We start from the raw sequence: 23,485 nt of genomic DNA, 5'->3' as shown, positions 1-23,485 counted from the left end.
TTAGAAAACTAAGCGTTGTTGCGTGCTGTTTCCATCACGGCTTTCATGTCTGCAACGGCTTTGTTCAAACCATCAAACACTGCGCGTCCCATGATCGAGTGACCGATGTTCAGCTCGTAGATCTCAGGAAGAGCCGCAATTGGGGCGACGTTGTGGTAAGTCAGACCATGGCCCGCATTGACTGTGATACCAAGATCGTCCGCGTAGCTTGCGCCTGCAGCAATCTTTTTCAGCTCGTCTTGTTGATCTTCTTCTGTTTTAGCATCGGCGTAATGACCAGTGTGCAGTTCAATGAACGGTGCGCCACACGCTTTTGCTGCGTCGATTTGCTCACGGTCAGCATCGATAAACAGAGACACCTTAATGCCAGCTGCAGACAGTTTTTCCATCGCCGCTTTGATCTTTTCAAGTTGACCAACCACATCCAAGCCACCTTCAGTGGTCAGCTCTTCACGCTTCTCTGGAACCAGACAAACAAACTCAGGATTAGTATCGAGGGCAATTTGAACCATCTCATCCGTTACTGCCATCTCCAAATTCATACGAGTCTGAAGTGTTTCAGCCAGAATACGCACATCACGGTCAACGATATGACGACGGTCTTCACGCAGGTGAACAGTAATGCCGTCAGCACCCGCACGTTCAGCAATTTCAGCTGCGTGTACTGGATCTGGGTATTTAGTACCACGTGCATTACGTAGTGTTGCAATATGGTCGATATTAACGCCTAAAAGGATTGAGCTCATTTTCCAATACTCCGTGCTCTAGAGAGGGCTATTGTTGGCATAAATAGCTCTCTACTTTTTAATGGTTTGCCGCCAAGATACGGCTTTAAGGCTATGCGTGTAAAGCGTTTTGCCGCTTTTAACTGCTCTTTAGTGATAAACCTACGTTCACTGATTGCGATAAGTTCATCGCCCATAAAAGTCAGGTTGTCTCGACGCACCGAAGCGATGAAACCTTTCTGCTCTCGATAGCGATAAGTCATGCTCGAATCGATCGCTTCGCCAGTGCCCGCGCAGTGTAAAAAGTCGACGCCATAGCCCATAGCGGATAATAGAGCCAGCTCAAAGCGACGCAGTGCTGGCTCAGGATTATCATTATGCGCCAGCTCTGTTAAAGCATGAAGATAGTCGTGAAAAAGTGCAGGCATCGGTACTTCCGCCATCAATACCCGACCGATAAGCTCGTTCACGTACATGCCTGAATACAGATTAATACCGGCGAGAGGAAGCCCCAAGCTGATGGGTTCAGCTTGGCGTAAGGTTTTCATCGAACCATTACCAGACCACTTAAGCAGTAGCGGCGTAAAAGGTTGTAATGCACCTTTCAAATTGGAACGCTTGCTGCGAGCGCCTTTAGACATCAACGTCACCCGACCGAACTCTTCGCTGAAGACGTCCAAGATCAGGCTCGACTCACTGTATGGTCGACGGTGCAACACAAAGCATCGCTGTAACCCTTCGCTCAATCACTTACCCTTATTACAGATACAAAAAGAGAGAGTTCGCACTCTCTCTTGGATTTATCTTCAGTTCAACTTTCTTAATCTCAGAAAGTGACGTTCAATATATTATAGATCGTCGATGTAGCCTAACGAGCGAAGTGCACGCTCATCATCAGCCCAGCCAGATTTAACCTTGACCCAAGTCTCTAGGTAAACCTTACGGCCGAATAGCTCTTCCATATCGATGCGCGCTTCACGACCAATCGTTTTGATCTTCTCGCCCGCTTTACCAATCACCATTTTCTTCTGACCTGTACGCTCAACAAGAATCAGTGCATTGATGTGGAAGCCATCGTTATCTGGGTTGTAATCGAAACGTTCGATTTCAACCGTTACCGAGTAAGGTAGCTCATCACCCGTAAAACGCATTAGCTTTTCACGGATAATTTCAGAGGCCATAAAACGTTGTGAGCGATCAGTCACGTATTCTTCAGGGAAGTGGTGTGTCGCTTTAGGTAAATGTTCACGTACGTGCTTACGCAGTACATCAATATTTTTACCTTGCTTCGCTGAGATTGGCACAACGTCAATGAAATCCATCTTCTTAGAGACTTCCATCATGTGCTGCATCACGTTAGTACGGTCTTGAACGTTATCTACTTTGTTGATGCAAAGTACAACTGGGAAGTCAGTCTTCTTCAGTTTGTTCAGAACCATTTCATCGTCGTCAGTCCAGTGAGTACCATCGACAAGGAAGAATACTAGGTTTACATCACTCAGTGAGCTGTTCGCCGCACGGTTCATCAAGCGGTTGATGGCACGCTTTTCTTCAATATGAAGTCCAGGAGTATCAACAAAAATCGCTTGGTAGTCACCCTCAGTTTCAACGCCCATAATACGGTGACGTGTCGTCTGTGGTTTACGTGATGTAATAGAAATCTTCTGACCCAGAATATGGTTCAGAAGCGTCGACTTACCTACGTTTGGGCGACCGACAATAGCGATAAAGCCACAGTGTTGGTTTTCCGGTAGGCCTGTTTTTTTGCTATCAGATGAAAAGAATGCATCGATATCGAAATCTTGGTTGTTATCAGACATTGCTTAGTTGCTCTAATGCTGTTTCAGCAGCCGCTTGTTCTGCCTTGCGGCGGCTAGTGCCTTTACCGATAACAGGTTTATCCACACCTGCCACTTCACACTCAACCGTAAACTCTTGGTTGTGTGCTTCACCTTTAATATTAGTCACTGTGTAGACAGGTAGAGGATTTCTTCGACCTTGCAAAAACTCTTGTAGGCGAGTTTTCGGATCTTTTTGAGATACTCCAGGCTGAATAGCATCTAGGCGAGATTGGTACCAGCTTAAAATAATGCCGCGAACCGTCTCGGTATCACTATCTAAATAGACAGCGCCGATGATCGCTTCAACCGCATCCGCTAGAATAGAATCACGACGGAAACCGCCACTCTTCAACTCACCTGGACCTAATTTTAAGTAATCTCCTAGTTCGAATTCACGACCTAGTTCTGCCAATGTATGACCACGTACTAATGTTGCGCGCATGCGGCTCATATCACCTTCGTTTACCTTAGGAAAACGGTGGTAAAGATCATCAGCGATAACAAAACTTAAAATTGAATCGCCCAGAAACTCAAGACGTTCGTTATGTTTACCTGCGGCGCTGCGGTGAGTCAGCGCCAAGTGGATAAGATCGGCATCATTAAACTGATAGCCAATCTTTCTCTCTAGTTTATCAATTGGAGAATTCATGCTCTCTCGATGTGTTATGTGATCGATTAATGAATCCCACCGATGCGATTAAAACGCACACCAGTAGGAATCCATGTTGGAAGTACACTGTCTGAACCGCGTTCGAATTCGAAGCTGATCCAAATAGCAACGGCCTTACCAACAAGGTTTGCTTCAGGGACAAAGCCCCAGTAACGGCTATCGGCACTGTTGTCACGGTTATCACCCATCACAAAGTACTGGCCTTCTGGAACGACCCATTCGTTAACACCATTGCGAGGCTGATATGCTTGCACACGATCACGGCGTAATGGGTTAACTAAAATCTGGTGCTCTACGTCTCCAAGCTGTTCGTTCAGCTGAATCAGAGGCACACCATCTTGAATAAATTGGCTTTCTTCAACATTACTTAGTTTCACTGGTTCACAGCTACTTGTACCCTTCGCCTGAATACAGATCTCTTTACGACTGCTGTAGCGAATCGTGTCACCAGGCATACCAACAACACGCTTAATGTAGTCGATGTTTGGCTGAGGTGGGTACTTAAATACGATTGAATCACCGCGTTCTGGCTTGCCTGTTTCTACCAATTGAGTGCGCCATACTGGGTCTTTTAGACCGTACGCGTACTTCTCTACCAAGATGAAATCACCAACCAAAAGAGTTGGCATCATCGAGCCAGAAGGGATTTGAAACGGTTCATAGATGAATGAACGCAAGATCAAAACAAATGCAATTACCGGGAAAATGGACACACTGTTCTCAACCCACCAAGGCTGAGCCGTAACTTTTGCGCTGGTTTCAGCGTCTAGGCCATTCGATTGTGCTTCAACGTCAGCAAGTTTTTGCTGGCGCTTCTTCGCCCACACAAACTTTTCCAACGTCCATACAATGCCGGTCACTAGAGTTACGATCACTAAGATAAGCGAAAATGTATTAGCCATTGATATCCCTTAAATTTCATTTCTTTAAAAATAACGAAAGTGAAAGAGCATAACTCTTTCACTCTGCTTAATATTTCTAATTTGTATCAATCATGCTGACTAAATGCTGGGAAGATTACGAAGGAAAAATCGTTTAGTTCGAGGCGCAAAGTGCAGTGACTAGTGGGCCTAATTGCAATCTTTGCAACAAAGAAATAAACGATTTTAACCAGTAATGTTCAGCAGATAGTTAGTGCGATTGATACCTAGTCTTTTCCAACGTGAAGGATTGCAAGGAAAGCTTCTTGAGGCAGTTCAACGTTACCGATCTGCTTCATACGCTTCTTACCTTCTTTTTGTTTTTTAAGAAGTTTCTTCTTACGACTGATATCACCACCGTAACATTTTGCAATTACGTTCTTACGCAGTTGTTTCACTGTAGAACGAGCAATGATGTGGTTACCAATCGCTGCTTGAATCGCGATATCGAACATCTGACGAGGGATGAATTCTTTCATCTTCTCTACCAGTAGACGACCACGAGACTGAGCAATATCTTTGTGCGTAATGATCGCTAGTGCATCAACCGTTTCGCCATTCAGCAGTACGTCTACACGTACCATGTTTGATGGCTCGTAACGTTGGAAGTTGTAATCCAATGATGCGTAACCGCGAGACGTTGACTTCAGACGGTCGAAGAAGTCTAGAACAACTTCTGCCATAGGAAGGTCGTACGTTACAGCAACTTGGTTACCGTGGTAAACCATGTCTACTTGTACGCCACGCTTCTCAACACACAGTGTGATTACGTTACCTAGGTAGTCCGAAGGTACCAAAATATTACAGCGTGCAATTGGCTCACGAATTTCTTCTAGGTCATTAACCGCTGGCAGTTTAGCCGGGCTATCAACGTACAGAACTGTTTTATCTGTTTTTACAACTTCATACACAACTGTTGGAGCAGTTGTGATTAGATCTAGGTCGTATTCACGCTCTAGACGCTCTTGGATGATCTCCATGTGAAGCATTCCTAAGAAGCCACAACGGAAACCAAAACCAAGTGCTGCTGAACTTTCTGGTTCGAAGAACAGTGATGCATCGTTCAGGCTTAGTTTGCCTAACGCGTCACGGAAGTTTTCGTAATCATCAGATGATACAGGGAATAGACCTGCGTATACCTGAGGCTTCACTTTTTGGAAACCAGGTAGACGTTCAGTGCTGCCGCCTTTTGCAAGCGTCAACGTATCACCAACTGGCGCACCTAGGATGTCTTTAATACCACAAACAACCCAACCTACTTCGCCAGTATTTAGCTCTGTCGTGTCGATTTGCTTAGGCGTGAAGATACCTAGACGGTCAACACCCCATACTTGGTCTGTCGACATTACTTTGATCTTGTCGTTCTTCTTCAGCTTACCGTTTTTAATACGAACCAAAGAAACTACGCCAAGGTAGTTATCGAACCAAGAGTCAATGATCAACGCTTGTAGAGGCGCTTCAGGATCACCTTCCGGTGGCGGGATTGCCGTTACGATGTTTTCTAGGACATCATCAACACCCAAACCTGTTTTCGCAGAACAGCGAGTCGCTTCCATCGCATCGATGCCAACGATCTCTTCGATTTCTTCAGCAACACGTTCTGGTTCAGCTGCAGGTAAGTCAATCTTGTTCAAGATTGGCACTACTTCCAGTTCCATTTCGATTGCTGTGTAACAGTTTGCTAGAGTTTGTGCTTCAACACCTTGCCCAGCATCCACTACAAGTAGTGCGCCTTCACAAGCCGCTAGAGAACGAGATACTTCGTAAGAGAAGTCTACGTGTCCAGGAGTGTCGATAAAGTTAAGTTGGTAAGTTTCACCATCTTTAGCTTTGTAATCTAAAGTCACACTCTGCGCTTTAATTGTAATACCACGCTCGCGTTCTATATCCATAGAATCGAGGACTTGAGCTGCCATCTCACGTTCACTTAATCCTCCACAAACTTGGATTAAGCGGTCAGAAAGGGTCGACTTACCGTGGTCGATGTGGGCGATAATCGAAAAATTACGAATGTGCTTCATAGGCTTGGTGTGACTAAACTCTTTGAATAGGGATAATAAGAAAGCCGCGACGCGTCCAATCTACAGTCAGCATTGGTGGCGGCATTTCAATCAAGTTGGCAGATTCTACCCAATTTAAGGGCAAGAAGCATCATAAATTAGACGAGAGACTCACCTAGGATTCGAATCAAGACGACTTCTTGCTTGGATTTGTCTTCCATGGGTTTGGCTAACCGCTTCGCTAAGGCAATCCCACCAGCAGTAAACAGCGCTGCACTTAAGATAACAATGCCCTCGCCCCCTTGGAGTAAGGGTTGTAACAAGAGTTGTCCAAAACCAGCACCAATCATCAACATGAAAAGTGGGATGAGATAAACAATCGCCGCCGATTGAAGTAGGCTTTTTTCTGGAAAGCCAATTTCTACGATTTGTCCTGCTTTGACTAAGCTTTTGGTTTTAAGCTGCCAAAACAAAGATTTATTGCCAACAGCCTTGGTCACAATACCCGTACCGCAACTTTTTTGAGAAGAGCAACTGCTGCAACTGGTTTGTTGTTCGCAGCTCAGTTGAACAAAGTATTGCTTACCTTTTTGTTCAACCGAGCTAACGGTCGCCAGCGCGGTCATCATTGCGCTTGTACCGATTTATTGAATGTAACTGACTGAGCAACACGTTTTGCAGTTGCCGGCGGAATGTCACCAACCACTGAGATCTCTTTGTCGCCAATCACTAAGCTGTGCAAGGTTCTACGCCCTTGACGTACTAGCTGCCCTTTCAATGAATGCTCGTCTTTTTCAGCGATATAAACTGAAAAGCTAAACAACCCATCACTGAAAAGCTGACTTTCAACCATTTTATCGGTCGCAGCCATTTGATAGCGGCTAAGCTCTTTTGACTTAAACCCTTCAGGAATCCAAGACGCTTGCCAATTAGTTTCACTCACTAAGCCTTCCGGCAGTGATAAGACTTTCGGCAATTGAGCTTGGTTCAAGCCCCCCATTGCCTCTGCAATCTTATCGTTCACCACGTAAGAGATAGTGCGGTACTGTTCTAGTACTTCGCCATCACGATCCAAAAGGTCGGCACGCAAAGGAAGACTCGTTTTCTCGTCGACCCAAACCACGTAAGAATAGCGAAGGCCGTCTTTCGGCACGACACGCAGCACTTGAGTGGTGCTACCTGCTTCACGAGAGCGCCCAACTTTCACAAAGTCGTAGTACTGATTCAGAGATTCGATATCTCGATTAATCATCGGAATAACAGGTGCAACCATGCTGCCTGACTGAATCGTAAATGGCTCTGTACCCGGCTCGATGTAGCTAACTTCGTTGCCACGTCGAATGACTTCACGAACAGGACCACTTAGATAAACAAGGTGTGCAAGTTGTTGGTCGTCGTTAACCGCATGGCGATAAACAAGAGGCTCAATACTGCTCTTCTTTATCAAAATGTAGGAGAGTTCGTAATTTAGATGCTGACTGGCCTCGTTCATTTGATGCAACAAGGCCTTTGCAGTGGTTTCCTCTGCAAAGGCTGTTGGAGACATCAAGCTGAACAGTGTCAGTGCACTGACCAGGATTTTCTTCATTCAATGTCCGATTCTAGATGTGCATCTTGCATTGGCGATGCATCACTGTTTAATCTTAGCTGCAGCTCATAATCTTCTAACATTGCATGAACGCGTTTGCGCTGCTCTTGCAAGTTAGCTTCAGATGCTGGTTTCTCAACAGAGTCACGCGTTAAGCTTACTGGTTCCGCAGAACCCGCAAATGGAATCGTCTGGAGTACAGGCAACTGCTCTGGTGCTGCAGGGTCGCTGCCACCATATTGTTGAACACCTAATACAACGGCTAATGAAACACACGCTGCCACGGCAACTTGTCCAAACTGTTGTAACCACGCCGGAAGCTGACGCTTCGCTTGCTGAGGTTTTGGCTGCTCTTCAATTGGAGCAACAGCAGGTTCAACATTCACTTGGTGCAGGTTCGACATTGAACCATGTGCAGGCTCGTTCTCAAGCGCTGCCGCTACACTATTAGCAATGTTCCACTCTGGAGTTTCTGGCGCATCCCCACGCATAACATCACCAATTAAATGGTAACTCTGCCAGGTATCCATGCTTTCTTGATCGGATTCGAGATCTACAATGAGAGCTTTATCGATCGTTTCACCATCCATGAGTGCCGAAAGCTTTTCTTTATCAGCCATTATTTTCACCATAATTATTACAAGTTCTAGCGTTGCAAAAGAGGTTTAATTTTCTTTTCCACCGCTTCACGAGCTCGGAAAATACGCGAACGTACGGTTCCTACAGGGCAATCCATTACTTCTGCAATCTCTTCGTAGCTCAAACCTTCGAGCTCTCGCAACGTCATTGCAGTTTTTAAGTCTTCTGGTAGCGCTTCAATCGCTCCAAAAACGACTTGTTTCAATTCTTTTGACAGCGTTAAGTTCTCAGGGTTCGATATTTCTTTTAACGCGTTGCCTGTTTCGTAATATTCTGCATCTTCTGCATCTACATCTGTTGCTGGCGGCCTACGGCTTTGGGCAACGATATGGTTTTTAGCGGTGTTCACGGCAATTCGGTACAACCATGTATAGAAGGCACTCTCGCCACGAAAGTTAGGTATCGCGCGGTAAGCTTTAATAAAAGCTTCTTGTGCTACATCAGGTACATCACCAGAATTATTCACGTATCGAGAGATAAGATTACAAACTTTGTTTTGATACTTAACCACTAGTAAGTTAAATGCCTGCTTATCTCCACTCTGAACTCGCTCAATCAACACTTGATCGGTTAGCTGCTCGTTCATTCGAGCGGGTACTCCTATTGTTATAACCCTCACCTTCACAGATATGGGTACTAATTATGCGAAATGTAGTATTGACACCACCGTCTACAAGAGCACTATTGTGACCAAGCCAAATACCGAAAGTTCCAACTTTCTTAAAATTATTTGCCATTATTGTTTCACAATGTGATGTAATAAAAATAGCTATCCCTATCAATTTGGGGAAACTTGAGCAAAAGCAATGGTATTGAGCAATTAAATATTTCTAGATAGCTGTCTATATATTGATTTTGCATAGCGTTTAAGGATGACTCTGGAGAGATTATAACAGTCTTAGCCAAACTCCTAAAACAAGACAAAGTCAATTGAGAGTGGACAACTCGACTATAGCCCGGGATTTAATAAGTTTTATGAACGCAAACCGTGAACATCAGTGTGATGTATTAGTGGTAGGAAGTGGTGCGGCAGGCTTGTCATTAGCCTTACGCGTAGCAGAACATGCAAAAGTAATTGTATTAAGCAAAGGACCACGCAGCGAAGGATCGACGTATTACGCACAAGGTGGTATCGCCGCGGTGTTCGATGAGTCGGACAGTATTGAGTCTCATGTAGAGGATACTCAAATAGCTGGGGCTGGGTTATGCGAAGAAGATACAGTTCAATTCATTGCTGAAAATGCGAAAGAGTGTGTGCAATGGCTGATTGATGGTGGTGTTCCATTTGATAAAGATGAGAACAGCACAGAAGGCCAACCAAAATATCACCTCACTCGTGAGGGTGGCCACAGTCACCGCAGAATTCTGCACGCTGCCGATGCAACTGGCATGGCGATGCAAACCTCACTACAAGATAACGTCAACAACCACCCAAATATCGAGATCTTCGAGCGCCACAATGCGCTGGATTTGATCACTGAAGATAAGATTGGTGGTTCAAAAGACAAGGTGATCGGCGCCTACATTTGGAACCGTAACCAAGAACACGTTGAAACCGTGCGCGCTAAATTTGTTGTATTAGCAACAGGCGGCGCTTCAAAGGTTTACCAATACACCTCTAACCCAGATGTTTCTTCAGGTGATGGTATTGCTATCGCTTGGCGTGCGGGTTGTCGTGTGGCAAACCTTGAGTTCAACCAGTTCCACCCAACTTGTTTATTCCACCCAGAAGCGCGTAACTTCCTACTAACGGAAGCACTGCGTGGTGAAGGTGCCTACCTGCGTCGTCCAGATGGTTCTCGCTTTATGAAAGACTTCGACGAGCGCGGTGAGCTGGCGCCACGTGATGTGGTTGCTCGCGCAATTGACTTCGAAATGAAGCGCTTGGGTGCCGACTGCATGTATGTTGATATCAGCCACAAGCCTGAAGAATTCATCACAACGCACTTCCCGATGATCCATACTCGCTTGATGGACTTGGGCATCGATATGACCAAAGAGCCGATCCCTATCGTGCCAGCCGCTCACTACACGTGTGGTGGTGTCATGGTGAATAAGCAAGGTCAAACCGACCTAACGAACTTGTATGCGATTGGCGAAGTGAGCTACACCGGCTTACACGGTGCAAACCGTATGGCTTCTAACTCACTGCTTGAGTGTGTGGTTTACGCATGGGCAGCAGCAAAAGATATCGTTGAGAACATAGACCAATCTCAACTGTGCGCTGAACTACCAGCATGGGATGAAAGCCAAGTCACCAACAGTGATGAAGAAGTTATCATTCAACACAACTGGCACGAACTGCGCTTGTTCATGTGGGATTACATGGGCATTGTTCGAACGGATAAACGACTGGAGCGTGCATTACGCCGTATTCAGATGCTGCAACAAGAAACTCATGAGTACTACAGCTACTTCAAGGTTTCGAATAACCTATTAGAACTGCGTAACTTGCTACAAGTGGCTGAACTGATGGTTCGCTGTGCAATGCAACGTAAAGAGAGCCGAGGCCTTCACTACACGTTGGATTACCCTGAACTTGCAGAAGACAGCGGCCCAACGATTCTGACGCCAGAGAAACGCCAAGCATAATAATGGGTTAAACGTGATTAGCTAATTAGTCGTCAGCGAAAAATAATTAAGCGAAAGGGAGCCGAGTGCTCCCTTTTCTTTTGTCTAACGCTTTCTTTTATCTAGCGTGCTCGTTGTAAGTTCGCCAGAAAATGACGATATTCTCGCTCGCAACAGCTGTCCCGCCAAAGCAGTACCGAGTGCCCACATTCAAACTGCAATTTAACGAAGAACTGCGCCCAGATCTTATCAACGGACTTAAGTCGGTAAGTTCGGTCATTGAGTCGAATATCACCATCCTCTTTGTAATCAAAACGCCCATAGGCACTATTTAGAATCACATGGTTGTTTCTGAACAAGCGGATCATTAAAACTAAGCAATAAAGGCTGGCCGCAAGTGGAATAGAAGACAGGACGATGAAAAACAAAAGGCACCCAAAAATAGTGCCTTTTGCAAATAATGCGGAATACGAAGGGTTAAGCTGAAGCTTAACGAACCTTGCTGAGGTTGTGTGCGACAATTTTATCAACCATTGATGCATGGCCTAGGTTTTCACTGCGTCCGTGTCCCATTACCCAAGTAAACAAATCTGGGTCATCACACTCTAATAGAGAAACAAACTCGCGCTGTTCCTGCTCTTGCAATGAATCAAAACACTCTTCGAAAAATGGCATGATGACTACATCAAGTTCTAACATGCCGCGACGGCAACCCCATTTAATTCGTGCTTTCTGCTCTGCAGTGTACATTGGCTATCCTCACCTATAATTTTTCTTTCTCGGAGTGTAACAAGTCATACGCCCTGCAACTACTATGTGAGTCACAGTCCCTATCTAAGCTCACAAAAAAACCTAGGCTGACAAAGAAACAGAACCGGATTAACATAGAGCCAAATAAAATTCTTAGGAAAGATAAAATGGATTGGAAAAACACATTTCAGCCACTCGCTCATACGCAAAATGAATCGCTTCCAGAACTGATGATGACACACGTGTCAGACTGGAGCGCAATCACCATGATAGGCGATGACAAAAAGTCGTACCTACAGGGTCAAGTAACGTGCGATGTCGTCACTCTTCCTAATGATGAATCGACGTTAGGCGCGCACTGTGATGCAAAAGGAAAGGTATGGAGTATCTTCCGCCTGTTCCATCACAATTGCGGTTACGCACTCATGCAGCCTAAATCTGCGATTGAAGTAGAGCTGGTCGAAATCAAAAAATACGCCGTGTTCTCTAAGGTTGATATCGAGCAAACGACAGATGTTGTTATCGGTGTGATGGGCGCGTCTGCGGATCAATACATTGATTCAATCTCAGAAGGCCAAGGTAACGTGCGTGCTATCTCTGGTGGCACAGCGGTTAAAGTCTCTGACAATCGTTGGGCGCTGCTTATTACGGAAGATGTTGCTGCAACCTTAGTATCAAGTAGCTCAGCAGAAAAAGTATCAGAAGCACTTTGGCAATATCATGAAATTCTTGATGCTCAGCCTAACCTATCGAAAGAAGAACAAAACGAGCACATCCCTCAAGCACTTAACCTGCAAGCGATTGGTGGTATCAGCTTTTCAAAAGGCTGTTACACAGGTCAAGAAACGGTAGCTCGTGCCAAGTATCGTGGCATGAACAAGCGTGAGATGCGTATTGTTTCAGGAACAACAGCAGAAGTATTGTCTCTAGAGAACCCAATTGAACTAGAGCGTAGCGTGGGTGAGAACTGGCGTGGCGCAGGCCGACTATTAAACGTCTATCAATTTGCTGATAACCAAGCGATTGGTTTGATGGTACTTCCAAACAACCTTGATGACGATGTTCAGCTTCGACTGACCGCGCAGCCTGATCAAACATGGAATATCCTGCCACTGCCGTACAGCCTTGACGATGAGTAACCACGTGGAAACGCTGATTACACAATGGCTGGATCAACAGCAGGTGAACTATCGCCTGCTGATGCAAAGCAAGCCAACCACCAGCATTGAAGAAACGGCACAAGAGCGAGGCATCGACGCCTCTCAAATGGTGAAGTGCATCCTGCTCAAGGATATGGGTAACCAGTATGCGTTGGCCTGTACTGCTGGCGATCGCTCTGTCGACCCTAAGAAAGTACGCTCGGTACTGAATTACCGTCGAATGACCTGCGTGTCGCTCGCTGATGTTGAAACAATCACTGGCTTTAAAGTGGGTTGCGTTGGCCCGCTTGCTCTAAAGAGACACATGCCGATCATTTTTGATCCTTCCATTCAGAACAACTCGACCGTGACCATTAGCTCCGGCGATCGAATGGCTGGCGTTGCGTTGGATCTCAATGATCTTATGGCGCTATGTGCACCGACTGTCGCGGACATCAGTCGATGATCGTTTCGATCAGATCATGCTTCGCAAACTTCATTTGAATATTTCATTGAGTACATTTTTAGTGTGAACTTCGTCATAAGAAGAACACACCATTAATAAATATTTACTCAAAATAAAGGCATAAGTAGTCACAAAGTTAAATTTGCGTTATTGTAAATTTACTGACTAGCTATTAAGCAAATCAGTGCAAGTGAATCCACTGAGTAACATCAGTATCCACTTTTGTGTAATGCATCTGTGACTATTCGCCCGTTTTAGACGGGCTTTTTTTTGTCCGAAATTTACAATTTGATTACACAAACAAAAAAATCCCGCCTATTCTTATACTTGTAACATTATCACTGCTTAATACCGAACAGGAAAGTTCACGGCAGTTCACTACTCAGTATTATTTTGGGGAGGAGCTCACGTAAAAATAGATATTTACTGCAAAAAGTGCTTAGAACAGCACAAATATCTAATTGACGTCAACGCTACTGCATATTACTCCATGCTTATCACAATTATTATCTCGGAGTTTTTCTATAATATGCAGGCTAGGTAAATATAAGGATAATTAAGAATGAGACTGTTTAAGCGCTATACACCGAGTATGATTGCTAAACATGTAAGTCGACTTTTCAAAGGACGAATCTACATTTACGGCGTAGGAAAATTTGAGTTTGATAACGGTAAGCTCGTGCTACCAGACCGAGCAGAAAAGCGTCACTTTCAAACAGTGAAAGAAATAAATAATGAAATCATGAAACTGCGCTGCGCGTACGCATGACCTGATTATCTACAGAATTAAAAACAAAAAGGGTTGGCATTATGCCAACCCTTTTTTCGTATCAATGATGATTCGATAAATCACCAGAACACTATGTCACTATCGATGAGTCACTGGACGCTTAGCTAAATCAGGAAGATTGCCAGATAAACCCAGTGCGCGCTTCATGATCTCATCTTTCGCACCCGGTAATTGACCTGCTAGCTTCATACCGATACCACGAATCAGCTTCTTAGCTGGGTTATCGCCTTCAAACAGGTCTTTAAAGCCCTGCATTGAAGCAATCATTTTCGCCGCCTCTGCTTTTCTCCAACGCTCGTAGCCGCGAAGATTACGCTTGGTGCCAATGTCCTCACCCGCAGCCCATAGCTTTAACAGCTCTTGTGCTAAGCTTGCTGCGTCTAATAGGCCAAGGTTAACGCCCTGCCCCGCTAATGGATGAATGGTATGAGCAGCATCACCAACCAAAGCCACACGCTCTACCGCAAAGTCACGTGCATAACGCATACGCAGTGGGAAGGCAAAACGGTCACCAACCACTTCGCACAATCCAAGCTTCGAGTCGAACTCTGCCGTTAGCTGCTTATTAAAATCAGCATCCGACATGGATACCAGCTTCTCGGCACGGTTTGGTTCGGTAGACCAAACAATCGAGCTCATGTGGCCTGGTTGCATTGGTAGGAATGCCAATGGGCCTTGAGGTGTGAATATTTGACGAGCAACGCTGTGGTGCGGCTCTGCTGTTTTGATGTTCGCGACAATCGCACTGTGTCCGTAATCCCAATGTGTTAATGGGATATCTTGCTGCTTACGAACCCAAGAGTTTGCGCCGTCTGCTCCAACAACTAACTTAGCTGTCAGTGCTTGACCATTGTCCAATGTTAACCAAGCTTCACTTTCACCAATCGCCATCGTTTTACACGTTGCGGGCATATACAGGCTGACGTTGTCTTGCTTCTTAACCTGATCAAGCAGCGCTAATTGAATCACACGGTTTTCAACGATATGACCCAAGTTCGGCTGAGCCAAGCGTGTCGAGTCAAACTCAATACGGGCAAAGCTGTCTTGCTCCCACACTTCCATCGCTTGATACGGTGCTGCACGTCTTTGTTCGATACCTTGCCATGCACCTAAGTTGCGAAGAATCACTTCACTAGAACGACTCAACGCGGATACACGTACGTCAGGCAGCTCACTAAGCCCTTCACTGGGAGCTCTACCTTCAATGACAGCAATTCTTAGGTCACTGTCTTTCAGGGCAGCAGCAAGCGCTAAGCCAACCATGCCACCACCAACAATCGCGATATCAACACTTTGCATCATTATTTATTACCTTATCTTTCTACTAGGCCAAGCGTATGACGCAAAAGTGGACCTTTAGGTGGTGGAAGGTTATCTATTACGGCTAACCCAAGATTACGCCCAATGCGAGCGGTCATAAAATCGTTTGAGAACAGGTGAACTAGGCTTGAAGTCAACGTGATCGTTGCGTCTCTATCTTGTTCTCTACGTTTTCTAAAGTTAACAAGACCACGGTAACGACCCACATCATCCAACTGAGTACACAACTCTTCTGCCAAGGAAGCCACGTCTCGGATACCTAGGTTAAAGCCTTGCCCCGCAATGGGGTGAAGCGTTTGAGCAGCATTACCAACAATGGCAAATCGATGAGAGATATTTTGCTGTCGGTGACGAAGAATCAGTGGATAGCTCGCACGCTTGCCGACTTTCTCTAATCGGCCAAGTCGCCAACCAAAATCTTTCTGCAGCTGCTCAAGGAATTCGTCGTCGTTAAAAGCCATAACTTTATCGACTTGCTCCGGCGGTAAACACCAAACCAGAGACAAACGGTTATCACTCATCGGCAATAGAGCGACTGGCCCATGATGGGTAAAACGCTCAAATGCGCGACCTTGATGGGGTTCGCTCGCCACGATATTGGCAATCACAGCAACCTGTTCAAAGTCATGTTCATTCAGTGGGATATTGAGTTGCTGACTACAGGTTGAGATTGCACCGTCAGCCGCAACCAGTAACTTAGTCGTTATGGTTTGCCCACTTGTCAGTTCAATCGTCGTCAACGCTTCTTCACGTTCAACTTTACTGACAGACTCAGGACAAAGCATGGTAATGGCCGCTTCTGATTCCAGCTTCTGCTGATAAATTCGACCAACATCGGCTAACTCGACTACATAGCCAAGTGCATCTACAGCCAGTTCTTCACTATAGATATCCGTCATCCCTGCATGCCCACGATCCGATACATGGATATCTTTAATCGGGGTCGCTACCGGAGCGATAGATTGCCACAGGTGCAGAGAGTCAAGGATCTGTACCGTGCCATAAGACAAAGCGATCGAACGAGAATCAAACCCAGGATGAGCTTGATGATCAACCTGATAAGGCTCAACCACCGCAATCGACAACGAGCCTTGGCTTAGGCGGTTCAGAGCAAGGGCTAACGTCGCCCCCGCCATTGCACCACCAGCAATTACAACATCATATTGAGCCATCATAACCTCAAACCGACAAACGATTAGTGAATGGTTGGCGCCGCATCTTCAGATGGGCGTGCACCAAATTCAGCGTGAATCGTTAATGCACACGCTTTTACGTGCTCAATAACGTGCTCTAGAAGTTGTGCTTGTTCTTCCAGATCATCTTCTTCATCAATGCCTAGCTTTGCCATCTCTTCAAGATCCGCCAACGCTTCTTTCGTGCCTTCAGACGCTTTGTTCAATTGAGCGCCAACAAGACCTAAACCAGAGATGAAATGGTTAATCCAATCAGACACACCGTCAGCCAAGTCAAACAGGCTTGCGCTTGCGTCTTCGTCAGGCAGCAACATAGACAATTCCATGCCTGAACCTGTGATTTCACTGGTCGTTACTTTCAATGTCGCTTCCGCTAGCGTTAACGCGCGATCTGGCCAGCCCATACCTTCGTTGGTGTAATCAAAGATCAGCGGTTGCCAACTCTTATCTGCTAGGCTTAAGCCTCCGCTTAACATACCCGTTAATAAACCATGCATCTCAGCAGGGGTTACGGCTAGACTTGCCGATTGAAGTTCAGTCGCAACCGTTAGGTAATCAGGTAAAGTAGTTTCGCTCATCAGATAGCTCGCTCAGTTATTCTTTATATCGATAGTATAATCGTACCACTTCACCCCAATTCTGGTAAGCATCGATCCCCAGCAATTGAAGGATGACTGACTACCAATTGTTCAATTTGCTGAATTACTGTGTGCTCAAGCTCTCATTTACAAACAGTCACTCTGAAAAGCTTGAATCTTAATAGCGGTTTACCTATAGTTTCTCCCTCAGAGGAGATTGCTTCCTCATCGGTACTTGCACTTTTTCTTTCTCAAAAAATGGCGAAGGGCAACAGCCTTAAAATAGCGCGTTAAAGAGTTCATCCATCATGAGTAATCAAGCGGTAGACGTTGAAATATTAGGAAAACTGACTCGAGTGAATTGTCCACCAGGGCAAGAAGAGTCATTGATTGCAGCGGCGGCCGATCTTGATAATCGATTGAAAGAGATGGCTGAACGTACTAAGGTAACCAATGAAGTGAAGCTGCTGACTATCGCAGCTCTGAATATTTGCTACGAATTACAAACCAAGAAGTTTGAAGCAAACGATGAACAAAACGCACTGACCGAGCGAATGGAACAGCTCACGACATCACTTTCAGATGTCCTCAGTAAAGTTAAGCACGGACAGCAATAGCGTACACAAAATTTACCCTGGAGTGTTTGTCAGAGGATTCACGTCCCCGAGCCGATAAGCAATCCCTAAGGGTTAGTACTTGAGTGCTATTGAGCATGCTCGGCCCGACCGAGAAGCCTACGGTAATCATTGCTGATCCGCCTTGAACTCGCTGGTTCAAGGGCCATCTATTCTCAACGGCACTTTGGGGTATCCCTTCTTATGAAGACGCTCACACGCAGCGAATTTCGCAAACAGATCCGTATCAAGCGCAATGCCTTATCTGGCGACCAACAAACTCAATCCGGTATAGACTTAGTTAAGCAATGCATGCAGCTTGATGAGATTCAGTCTGCTCAGCATATTGCCCTCTATATCTCTATCGATGGCGAACTCGATACCCAGCCTTTAATCGAATGGTTATGGGCGCAAGGCAAGCAAACTTATTTACCAGTATTGCACCCCTTCTCTGCCGGACACCTGCTGTTTCTGCACTACTCGCCAAGCACACCGACGGTCTTGAATAAGTACGGTATTGTCGAACCTCAGCTCAATCAGATGCTGGTTAAACCTTGTCAGCAACTCGACCTCATTCTTACGCCCCTTGTCGGCTTTGACTCTCATGGCCATCGTTTAGGTATGGGCGGCGGATATTACGATCGCACCTTGGTGAAGTGGTTCGAGACGGGGGAAGGTGCAACTCCAATTGGTTTGGCTCATGATTGCCAACATGTTGATACCCTACCGATTGAAGAATGGGACATTCCGTTACCTAAAATCGTGACTCCGAGTAAAACTTGGCAATGGGAAAACAACCATTAAAGCGCTATAATCGCGCCGCAAACGTTAACCTCGAAATATAAACGTTAACTTCAATACGCGAACGATTAATTCAAAGCGCAAGACCTTATTCAGGAGAATGGCATGACTCAAGATGAAATGAAAAAAGCAGCGGGCTGGGCAGCACTTCAATATGTTGAAGAAGGCAGCATTGTAGGTGTAGGTACTGGCTCTACAGTAAATCACTTCATCGACGCACTTGGCACAATGAAAGACAAAATCAAAGGTGCGGTTTCAAGCTCTGTAGCCTCTACTGAAAAACTAGAAGCACTAGAAATCAAAGTATTTGAGTGCAACGACGTATTCAAACTAGACATCTATGTTGATGGCGCAGACGAGATTAACGCTTCACGCGATATGATCAAAGGCGGCGGCGCTGCTTTGACTCGTGAAAAAATCGTAGCGGCTATCTCTGATAAGTTTGTGTGTATTGTTGACGGCACTAAAGCAGTTGATGTGTTGGGTAAATTCCCACTGCCTGTTGAAGTAATCCCAATGGCACGTTCATACGTGGCACGTGAACTGGTTAAGCTTGGTGGTGACCCAGTTTACCGCGAAGGCTGCACAACCGATAACGGCAACGTGATCTTAGATGTGTACGGCATGGCGATTGAAAACCCGAAACAACTAGAAGATATCATCAATGGTATTGCTGGTGTGGTGACGGTTGGTCTGTTCGCTCACCGTGGCGCTGATGTGGTTATCACCGGCACGTCTGAAGGTGCAAAAATCGAAGAATAAATAATAGAAGATTGAGTTTTTCTGTTACTTCATTACATACGGTGCCCTAGGGCGCCGTTTTTTTTGCTTTATTGCTGTAAAATTATGTCTTATTCCGTAATTTTCTTACCCAAAACATTTTTTTTTTGTTACTTTATTGTTCAGAAGACGCACAGGGAAAACGTTTGTCTCCTAACAAAGTGGTGAATTTGTTCCCCTTTCAGCCATTTTGTAGCACGTGCGCCGCATTTGCCCAACCTTTCCATTTTAAGGACGAGAACAATGGCCAAAGTTTCACTGGAAAAAGAAAAAATAAAAATTCTACTTCTAGAAGGTCTTCACCCTTCTTCTGTAGAAGTGCTGCAAGCCGCTGGTTACACAAACATTGAGTACCACAAAGGCTCGCTACCGGAAGATGAACTTCTTGAAGCAGTAAAAGATGCTCACTTCATTGGTATTCGTTCTCGCACTAACATCTCCCAAGAAGTTATTGATGCAGCTGAAAAGCTGGTTGCCGTTGGTTGTTTCTGTATTGGTACTAACCAAGTCAACCTTCAAGCAGCAGCAAAACGCGGTATCCCTGTGTTCAACGCACCATTCTCAAACACTCGAAGCGTTGCTGAGCTGGTTCTTGGCCAGGTTCTATTACTACTACGTGGCATTCCAGAAAAGAACGCTCTTGCTCACCGTGGCATCTGGAAAAAGAGTGCCGACAACTCTTACGAAGCTCGTGGTAAGCGTTTAGGTATTATTGGTTACGGTCACATTGGTACTCAGCTGGGTATTATTGCGGAAAACCTTGGTATGCGCGTTTACTTCTACGACATTGAAAACAAATTGTCTTTAGGTAACGCAACCCAAGTTCATACCATGACGGAATTACTGAACAAGTGTGACGTAATCTCTTTGCATGTACCTGAAACCAACGAAACAAAAGACATGATGGGTAAAGAAGAGTTCGAGCGCATGAAGCCTGGTTCTATCTTTATCAACGCAGCTCGTGGCACGGTAGTCGATATTCCTGCTTTGTGTGGCGCTCTGGAATCTGGTCACCTTGCAGGTGCGGCTATTGACGTTTTCCCAACAGAACCAAAAACCAATGCAGACCCGTTTGAGTCGCCATTGATGCAGTTCGACAACGTGATTCTTACACCTCACGTAGGTGGTTCAACTCAGGAAGCACAAGAGAATATCGGTGTTGAAGTGGCTGGCAAGCTAGCGAAATACTCTGATAACGGTTCTACGTTATCAAGTGTTAACTTCCCAGAGGTATCTCTACCGCTACACACGGGCACGTCTCGTTTGCTGCACATTCACGAAAACCGCCCAGGTATCCTAACTCAGATCAACACCATCTTCGCTGAAGAAGGCATTAACATCGCGGGTCAGTACCTACAGACTGCGGCTGATATGGGTTATGTAGTTATCGATGTAGAAGCGGATCGTTCAGAAGAAGCACTGCTTAAACTGAAAGAGATCGAAGGCACAATCCGTGCTCGTCTACTTCACTAATCATCGAACTCGATATTAGTAAAAACAAAAAGGCTCTCATTATGAGAGCCTTTTTAGTATTTGGCCTATCGTAGGTAATTAGATCACCGTGATCCAAAAGCCTCTATAGCGCTATCTTATTCTTCGATCTGGTAGATCACATTAACACGGTCGCGAATGGTGATCGTTGAGTCTTCATAAGAGTTCGACTCTGTTCTCGCATCCATCGCCATTGAACGCATTAACACAGGCTGAGAAGATTGTGCGTTGTAATCAACACGCCAAACATCACCCAACTCACGCTCAAACCCACTCGCTAATGATTTAGCTTTCGATCGCGCATCCTTGATGGCTTCTAAGCGCGCTTGCTCTTGATACTTGGCTTGATCTCGAACTTGAAGCTGAATGTTGTCGATCTGATTAATGCCTTCTCCAATAGCAATATCCATGTACTCATTAAGATTAGCTAGCTCAGTCACTTGAACGGTCACATTACGTGAAGCGCGGTAGCCAACCAGTTCCGGTTTGCCATCTTTCGGGTAGTGATATTGAGGAGATAGATACAGGTTTGAGCTATGAACACTCGCCTCATCAACACCAGCTTGATACAACTTATTTAGAAAGCCTGTCACGACTTTATCAACGGTATTTTTAGCCTGTTCAGCAGTCATCGTCGATTCCACGACTCTCACAGAGAATGTCGCCATATCAGGTGTCGCGATCACTTCACCATAGCCTGTCGTTGAAATATGAGGAAAGGATGGAGAGTCTGCCAATGATGGAAAACTCACAGCACTCAACGCCGCAGTAAGAGTAAGAGACGTTGCTAACATCTTTGGTACAAGCTTCATTAGGTATGACCTATGCTAAACAAATGTACTTTCATCATAGAGCAATTTATCGTGTAGCCAATCCAGAGCACGCACTTCTAACAGAACTTTGACGCTGAAAAAATCAACAGCTTACTGAGGCAAGTGATTGTGAGCAAAACTTAATATCGCTTGGGATACCTCTTTTAACACCCCACTCTCGAGCTGCCAATGGTGCCAATAAATGCGATAAGACAGCAGAAAGCCAGGGGTAATGTCAATAAGATCACCAGACTCTAGCTCATCGATAATCTGCAATCGAGGAATCAAGCAATAGGCAACACCCGACAACGCTAAACGTACAAATGCTTCCGAGCTGCCGACTGTATGATTGATCACACTGTCTCTCGGGACGTTAAAATGATCATGCAAAAACTTCTTATGCAGATCATCGTATTGATCATAGGAAACCGCAGGTGCCTTGCTTAACGTGGCGTAGTTGACGCCATCAGAAAAGTAACGCTGATGAAAATCAGGGCTAGCCACGCAAACATAATCCATCCTACCGAGATAATCGGCACTGCAGCCTGGAATCGCTTGAGACTCCAAACTGATTGCACCGGCTACCTCGCCACTTTTTATCTTTTCAATGGTTCTCGACTCACCATGAATCGCGAGGTTCAACTCGACTTGGCGAGATTTCATCACATCCGACAAAGCCGGTAGCAGCCATGTCGCCAAACTATCAGCGTTGGTGGCTATGGATATCGATAGTGGCTGAGAGCCCTCTTCATTCATCAACTCAGGCACAAGCTCGTGCTCTAACAAACGAACACGGCGATATAAGCCCAGTAATTTTTTACCCGCAGGCGTTGGCCTAGGCGGGCTTTCTCTCACTAAGGCAGGCTGAGCCAACCACTTTTCCAACTGTTTGATGCGCTGAGATACCGCCGACTGGGAGATATATAACTGCTCAGCAGCCCTTTCAAAGCTACGTTGTTTCACCACAGCGTCCAGCGCTTCTATCCATTTATAATCCAATCCGCGCATCAATTTGCTTCCTTTTTAAGCTAACCCACCACTACATTAGCAACTCTAATAATGTATTAAAATCATTAATTATACTTATTTAAAGGGTCAGAGTATCTTCGCCATATAGCTCGTAAATATCGTTAAATAAGTGGAGGTTAAAATGAGTTTTTGGGTTTTATTACAAGGTTTTGGTCTAGGGGCAAGTATGATTATCCCTATTGGCGCTCAGAATGCGTACGTCCTAAATCAAGGGATAAAACGCAATCATCATTTAACGACAGCAACGATTTGTAGCCTGCTCGATACTCTGTTTATCTCATTAGGTATTTTTGGCGGCGGAGCGATCTTGTCGCAAAATGAGTTACTACTTACCTCCGTAACACTCGGTGGTATCGCTTTTCTGACTGTGTATGGTTTGCTCTCACTACGCAGTGCATTCAAAGTGCGCACCAGTGACGAATCGAAAGGTGAGATATTGGCGCGTGGCAAGCGCACCGTTATTTTGGGGGCATTGGCAGTAACAGTATTAAACCCACACCTCTATTTGGATACCGTGGTGATCCTTGGATCCATTGGTGGGCAATTTGAAGGCAACGACAGAATTGCGTTTGCTATGGGGACTATATTGGCTTCGTTCGTCTGGTTTTATTCTTTGTCATTAGGCGCTGCAAAACTAGGCCCGACGCTATCTAAACCTAAGGTTAAGAAAGGCATCGATATCGTGGTAGCAACCATGATGTTCGCCATAGCAGCTGTGCTTACCAATGGACTTATTGAACAATACTGGTAAATCTGTTTTTCTTAGAA

At 45.4% G+C, this 23,485-nt stretch carries 26 protein-coding genes and 1 other RNA gene; 10 read left to right on the top strand and 17 right to left on the bottom strand.

Annotated features, from left to right (window positions below):
- Positions 1-8: 8 nt before the first annotated feature.
- The 10 genes from pdxJ to rpoE all read right to left on the bottom strand — a co-directional run bounded on the left by pdxJ (position 9) and on the right by rpoE (position 8,969).
- On the bottom strand, positions 9-746 hold the full coding sequence (gene pdxJ / locus OCV19_RS02405) for a pyridoxine 5'-phosphate synthase (protein ID WP_065675477.1): 738 nt from the start codon (positions 744-746) through the stop codon (positions 9-11).
- Positions 743-1,471 carry a DNA repair protein RecO gene (recO, locus tag OCV19_RS02400; RefSeq protein WP_029235586.1) on the bottom strand — a complete coding sequence of 243 codons (729 nt, stop codon included), beginning with the start codon at positions 1,469-1,471 and terminating at the stop codon, positions 743-745. Before recO ends, pdxJ begins: the two co-directional genes overlap by 4 nt.
- A gap of 102 nt (positions 1,472-1,573) precedes the next feature.
- The gene (era, locus tag OCV19_RS02395; RefSeq protein ID WP_017059042.1) at positions 1,574-2,545 is read right to left on the bottom strand and encodes a GTPase Era; all 972 of its coding nucleotides are present in this window, start codon (positions 2,543-2,545) and stop codon (positions 1,574-1,576) included.
- The gene (rnc, locus tag OCV19_RS02390) at positions 2,538-3,215 is read right to left on the bottom strand and encodes a ribonuclease III (protein WP_017059043.1); all 678 of its coding nucleotides are present in this window, start codon (positions 3,213-3,215) and stop codon (positions 2,538-2,540) included. Before rnc ends, era begins: the two co-directional genes overlap by 8 nt.
- Before the next feature lie 26 nt (positions 3,216-3,241).
- Positions 3,242-4,138, bottom strand: a complete 897-nt coding sequence (gene lepB, locus OCV19_RS02385; RefSeq protein WP_065675476.1) for a signal peptidase I — start codon at positions 4,136-4,138, stop codon at positions 3,242-3,244.
- A gap of 245 nt (positions 4,139-4,383) precedes the next feature.
- The gene (lepA, locus tag OCV19_RS02380) at positions 4,384-6,177 is read right to left on the bottom strand and encodes a translation elongation factor 4 (protein WP_017059045.1); all 1,794 of its coding nucleotides are present in this window, start codon (positions 6,175-6,177) and stop codon (positions 4,384-4,386) included.
- A 137-nt stretch (positions 6,178-6,314) separates the two neighbouring features.
- Positions 6,315-6,785 carry a SoxR reducing system RseC family protein gene (locus OCV19_RS02375; protein ID WP_048605807.1) on the bottom strand — a complete coding sequence of 157 codons (471 nt, stop codon included), beginning with the start codon at positions 6,783-6,785 and terminating at the stop codon, positions 6,315-6,317.
- Positions 6,782-7,744, bottom strand: coding sequence for a sigma-E factor regulatory protein RseB (rseB, locus tag OCV19_RS02370; RefSeq protein WP_065675475.1), 963 nt, complete (start codon positions 7,742-7,744; stop codon positions 6,782-6,784). The genes OCV19_RS02375 and rseB overlap by 4 nt, the downstream gene beginning before the upstream one ends.
- Positions 7,741-8,364, bottom strand: a complete 624-nt coding sequence (locus OCV19_RS02365; RefSeq protein ID WP_050644139.1) for a sigma-E factor negative regulatory protein — start codon at positions 8,362-8,364, stop codon at positions 7,741-7,743. The genes rseB and OCV19_RS02365 overlap by 4 nt, the downstream gene beginning before the upstream one ends.
- A gap of 26 nt (positions 8,365-8,390) precedes the next feature.
- Entirely contained in the window at positions 8,391-8,969 is a 579-nt protein-coding gene (rpoE, locus tag OCV19_RS02360) for an RNA polymerase sigma factor RpoE (RefSeq protein ID WP_065675474.1), read from the bottom strand.
- 389 nt (positions 8,970-9,358) lie between these two features.
- Between rpoE and nadB the strand changes: the two genes are divergently transcribed.
- Positions 9,359-10,975 carry an L-aspartate oxidase gene (gene nadB / locus OCV19_RS02355; protein ID WP_050620518.1) on the top strand — a complete coding sequence of 539 codons (1,617 nt, stop codon included), beginning with the start codon at positions 9,359-9,361 and terminating at the stop codon, positions 10,973-10,975.
- Positions 10,976-11,076: 101 nt separating this feature from the next.
- Here nadB and OCV19_RS24870 read toward each other — a convergent pair whose 3' ends face one another.
- Both OCV19_RS24870 and OCV19_RS02345 read right to left on the bottom strand, forming a co-directional pair.
- Complete coding sequence (locus OCV19_RS24870; RefSeq protein WP_306345534.1) at positions 11,077-11,496, bottom strand: protein YgfX; 420 nt, start codon at positions 11,494-11,496, stop codon at positions 11,077-11,079.
- Positions 11,444-11,704: an FAD assembly factor SdhE gene (locus OCV19_RS02345; protein ID WP_004735374.1), complete on the bottom strand. Its 261-nt coding sequence runs from the start codon at positions 11,702-11,704 to the stop codon at positions 11,444-11,446. Before OCV19_RS02345 ends, OCV19_RS24870 begins: the two co-directional genes overlap by 53 nt.
- 167 nt (positions 11,705-11,871) lie before the next feature.
- Between OCV19_RS02345 and ygfZ the strand changes: the two genes are divergently transcribed.
- The 3 genes from ygfZ to OCV19_RS02330 all read left to right on the top strand — a co-directional run bounded on the left by ygfZ (position 11,872) and on the right by OCV19_RS02330 (position 14,078).
- Positions 11,872-12,843 (top strand): tRNA-modifying protein YgfZ, encoded by a 972-nt coding sequence (gene ygfZ / locus OCV19_RS02340; RefSeq protein ID WP_065675473.1) that lies wholly within the window; start codon positions 11,872-11,874, stop codon positions 12,841-12,843.
- Between the two features lie 4 nt (positions 12,844-12,847).
- A complete protein-coding gene (locus OCV19_RS02335) occupies positions 12,848-13,309 on the top strand; it encodes an aminoacyl-tRNA deacylase (RefSeq protein WP_083994257.1) in 462 nt (153 codons plus the stop codon).
- A gap of 562 nt (positions 13,310-13,871) precedes the next feature.
- Positions 13,872-14,078, top strand: coding sequence for a DUF1107 domain-containing protein (locus OCV19_RS02330; RefSeq protein ID WP_065675471.1), 207 nt, complete (start codon positions 13,872-13,874; stop codon positions 14,076-14,078).
- Positions 14,079-14,177: 99 nt separating this feature from the next.
- Here the strand turns inward: OCV19_RS02330 and OCV19_RS02325 are convergent, their stop codons facing one another.
- The 3 genes from OCV19_RS02325 to OCV19_RS02315 are packed head-to-tail and all read right to left on the bottom strand — an operon-like array spanning position 14,178 to position 17,190.
- Entirely contained in the window at positions 14,178-15,401 is a 1,224-nt protein-coding gene (locus tag OCV19_RS02325; RefSeq protein WP_065675470.1) for an FAD-dependent 2-octaprenylphenol hydroxylase, read from the bottom strand.
- An 11-nt stretch (positions 15,402-15,412) separates the two neighbouring features.
- Positions 15,413-16,591: a 2-octaprenyl-6-methoxyphenyl hydroxylase gene (gene ubiH / locus OCV19_RS02320; RefSeq protein ID WP_065675469.1), complete on the bottom strand. Its 1,179-nt coding sequence runs from the start codon at positions 16,589-16,591 to the stop codon at positions 15,413-15,415.
- 23 nt (positions 16,592-16,614) lie between these two features.
- Positions 16,615-17,190 carry a YecA/YgfB family protein gene (locus OCV19_RS02315; RefSeq protein ID WP_048664485.1) on the bottom strand — a complete coding sequence of 192 codons (576 nt, stop codon included), beginning with the start codon at positions 17,188-17,190 and terminating at the stop codon, positions 16,615-16,617.
- A 308-nt stretch (positions 17,191-17,498) separates the two neighbouring features.
- Between OCV19_RS02315 and zapA the strand changes: the two genes are divergently transcribed.
- From zapA to serA, 5 genes are all read left to right on the top strand, one after another.
- On the top strand, positions 17,499-17,807 hold the full coding sequence (gene zapA, locus OCV19_RS02310) for a cell division protein ZapA (protein ID WP_004735366.1): 309 nt from the start codon (positions 17,499-17,501) through the stop codon (positions 17,805-17,807).
- Positions 17,808-17,818: 11 nt separating this feature from the next.
- Positions 17,819-18,002: non-coding RNA, 6S RNA (ssrS, locus tag OCV19_RS02305), on the top strand.
- A gap of 6 nt (positions 18,003-18,008) precedes the next feature.
- Positions 18,009-18,608: a 5-formyltetrahydrofolate cyclo-ligase gene (locus tag OCV19_RS02300; RefSeq protein WP_065675468.1), complete on the top strand. Its 600-nt coding sequence runs from the start codon at positions 18,009-18,011 to the stop codon at positions 18,606-18,608.
- A 102-nt stretch (positions 18,609-18,710) separates the two neighbouring features.
- The gene (gene rpiA, locus OCV19_RS02295) at positions 18,711-19,367 is read left to right on the top strand and encodes a ribose-5-phosphate isomerase RpiA (protein WP_065675467.1); all 657 of its coding nucleotides are present in this window, start codon (positions 18,711-18,713) and stop codon (positions 19,365-19,367) included.
- Between the two features lie 261 nt (positions 19,368-19,628).
- Positions 19,629-20,858: a phosphoglycerate dehydrogenase gene (serA, locus tag OCV19_RS02290; protein ID WP_017059058.1), complete on the top strand. Its 1,230-nt coding sequence runs from the start codon at positions 19,629-19,631 to the stop codon at positions 20,856-20,858.
- A gap of 116 nt (positions 20,859-20,974) precedes the next feature.
- Here serA and OCV19_RS02285 read toward each other — a convergent pair whose 3' ends face one another.
- Positions 20,975-21,688 carry an oxidative stress defense protein gene (locus tag OCV19_RS02285; RefSeq protein WP_065675466.1) on the bottom strand — a complete coding sequence of 238 codons (714 nt, stop codon included), beginning with the start codon at positions 21,686-21,688 and terminating at the stop codon, positions 20,975-20,977.
- 111 nt (positions 21,689-21,799) lie between these two features.
- Entirely contained in the window at positions 21,800-22,696 is an 897-nt protein-coding gene (locus OCV19_RS02280; protein WP_065675465.1) for a LysR family transcriptional regulator ArgP, read from the bottom strand.
- Positions 22,697-22,838: 142 nt separating this feature from the next.
- Here OCV19_RS02280 and OCV19_RS02275 point away from each other — a divergent pair, with 142 nt between their 5' ends.
- Entirely contained in the window at positions 22,839-23,468 is a 630-nt protein-coding gene (locus OCV19_RS02275; protein WP_065675464.1) for a LysE/ArgO family amino acid transporter, read from the top strand.
- The last annotated feature ends 17 nt before the right edge of the window (positions 23,469-23,485 follow it).

Source organism: Vibrio celticus (assembly GCF_024347335.1).
In the GTDB taxonomy this organism is placed as follows: domain Bacteria; phylum Pseudomonadota; class Gammaproteobacteria; order Enterobacterales; family Vibrionaceae; genus Vibrio; species Vibrio celticus.
The sequence above is the reverse complement of the archived record's forward strand: the minus strand, read 5'-3'. Positions and strand labels throughout refer to the sequence as shown.

Bases quoted from the DNA above. Each gene is read 5' to 3' on its own strand.
- pdxJ (WP_065675477.1), bottom strand. From the start codon at position 746: ATGAGCTCAATCCTTTTAGGCGTTAATATCGACCATATTGCAACACTA.
- era (WP_017059042.1), bottom strand. From the start codon at position 2,545: ATGTCTGATAACAACCAAGATTTCGATATCGATGCATTCTTTTCATCT.
- rnc (WP_017059043.1), bottom strand. From the start codon at position 3,215: ATGAATTCTCCAATTGATAAACTAGAGAGAAAGATTGGCTATCAGTTT.
- lepB (WP_065675476.1), bottom strand. From the start codon at position 4,138: ATGGCTAATACATTTTCGCTTATCTTAGTGATCGTAACTCTAGTGACC.
- lepA (WP_017059045.1), bottom strand. From the start codon at position 6,177: ATGAAGCACATTCGTAATTTTTCGATTATCGCCCACATCGACCACGGT.
- OCV19_RS02375 (WP_048605807.1), bottom strand. From the start codon at position 6,785: ATGATGACCGCGCTGGCGACCGTTAGCTCGGTTGAACAAAAAGGTAAG.
- rseB (WP_065675475.1), bottom strand. From the start codon at position 7,744: ATGAAGAAAATCCTGGTCAGTGCACTGACACTGTTCAGCTTGATGTCT.
- OCV19_RS02365 (WP_050644139.1), bottom strand. From the start codon at position 8,364: ATGGCTGATAAAGAAAAGCTTTCGGCACTCATGGATGGTGAAACGATC.
- rpoE (WP_065675474.1), bottom strand. From the start codon at position 8,969: ATGAACGAGCAGCTAACCGATCAAGTGTTGATTGAGCGAGTTCAGAGT.
- nadB (WP_050620518.1), top strand. From the start codon at position 9,359: ATGAACGCAAACCGTGAACATCAGTGTGATGTATTAGTGGTAGGAAGT.
- OCV19_RS24870 (WP_306345534.1), bottom strand. From the start codon at position 11,496: ATGCATCAATGGTTGATAAAATTGTCGCACACAACCTCAGCAAGGTTC.
- OCV19_RS02345 (WP_004735374.1), bottom strand. From the start codon at position 11,704: ATGTACACTGCAGAGCAGAAAGCACGAATTAAATGGGGTTGCCGTCGC.
- ygfZ (WP_065675473.1), top strand. From the start codon at position 11,872: ATGGATTGGAAAAACACATTTCAGCCACTCGCTCATACGCAAAATGAA.
- OCV19_RS02330 (WP_065675471.1), top strand. From the start codon at position 13,872: ATGAGACTGTTTAAGCGCTATACACCGAGTATGATTGCTAAACATGTA.
- OCV19_RS02325 (WP_065675470.1), bottom strand. From the start codon at position 15,401: ATGATGCAAAGTGTTGATATCGCGATTGTTGGTGGTGGCATGGTTGGC.
- ubiH (WP_065675469.1), bottom strand. From the start codon at position 16,591: ATGGCTCAATATGATGTTGTAATTGCTGGTGGTGCAATGGCGGGGGCG.
- OCV19_RS02315 (WP_048664485.1), bottom strand. From the start codon at position 17,190: ATGAGCGAAACTACTTTACCTGATTACCTAACGGTTGCGACTGAACTT.
- zapA (WP_004735366.1), top strand. From the start codon at position 17,499: ATGAGTAATCAAGCGGTAGACGTTGAAATATTAGGAAAACTGACTCGA.
- OCV19_RS02300 (WP_065675468.1), top strand. From the start codon at position 18,009: ATGAAGACGCTCACACGCAGCGAATTTCGCAAACAGATCCGTATCAAG.
- rpiA (WP_065675467.1), top strand. From the start codon at position 18,711: ATGACTCAAGATGAAATGAAAAAAGCAGCGGGCTGGGCAGCACTTCAA.
- serA (WP_017059058.1), top strand. From the start codon at position 19,629: ATGGCCAAAGTTTCACTGGAAAAAGAAAAAATAAAAATTCTACTTCTA.
- OCV19_RS02285 (WP_065675466.1), bottom strand. From the start codon at position 21,688: ATGAAGCTTGTACCAAAGATGTTAGCAACGTCTCTTACTCTTACTGCG.
- OCV19_RS02280 (WP_065675465.1), bottom strand. From the start codon at position 22,696: ATGCGCGGATTGGATTATAAATGGATAGAAGCGCTGGACGCTGTGGTG.
- OCV19_RS02275 (WP_065675464.1), top strand. From the start codon at position 22,839: ATGAGTTTTTGGGTTTTATTACAAGGTTTTGGTCTAGGGGCAAGTATG.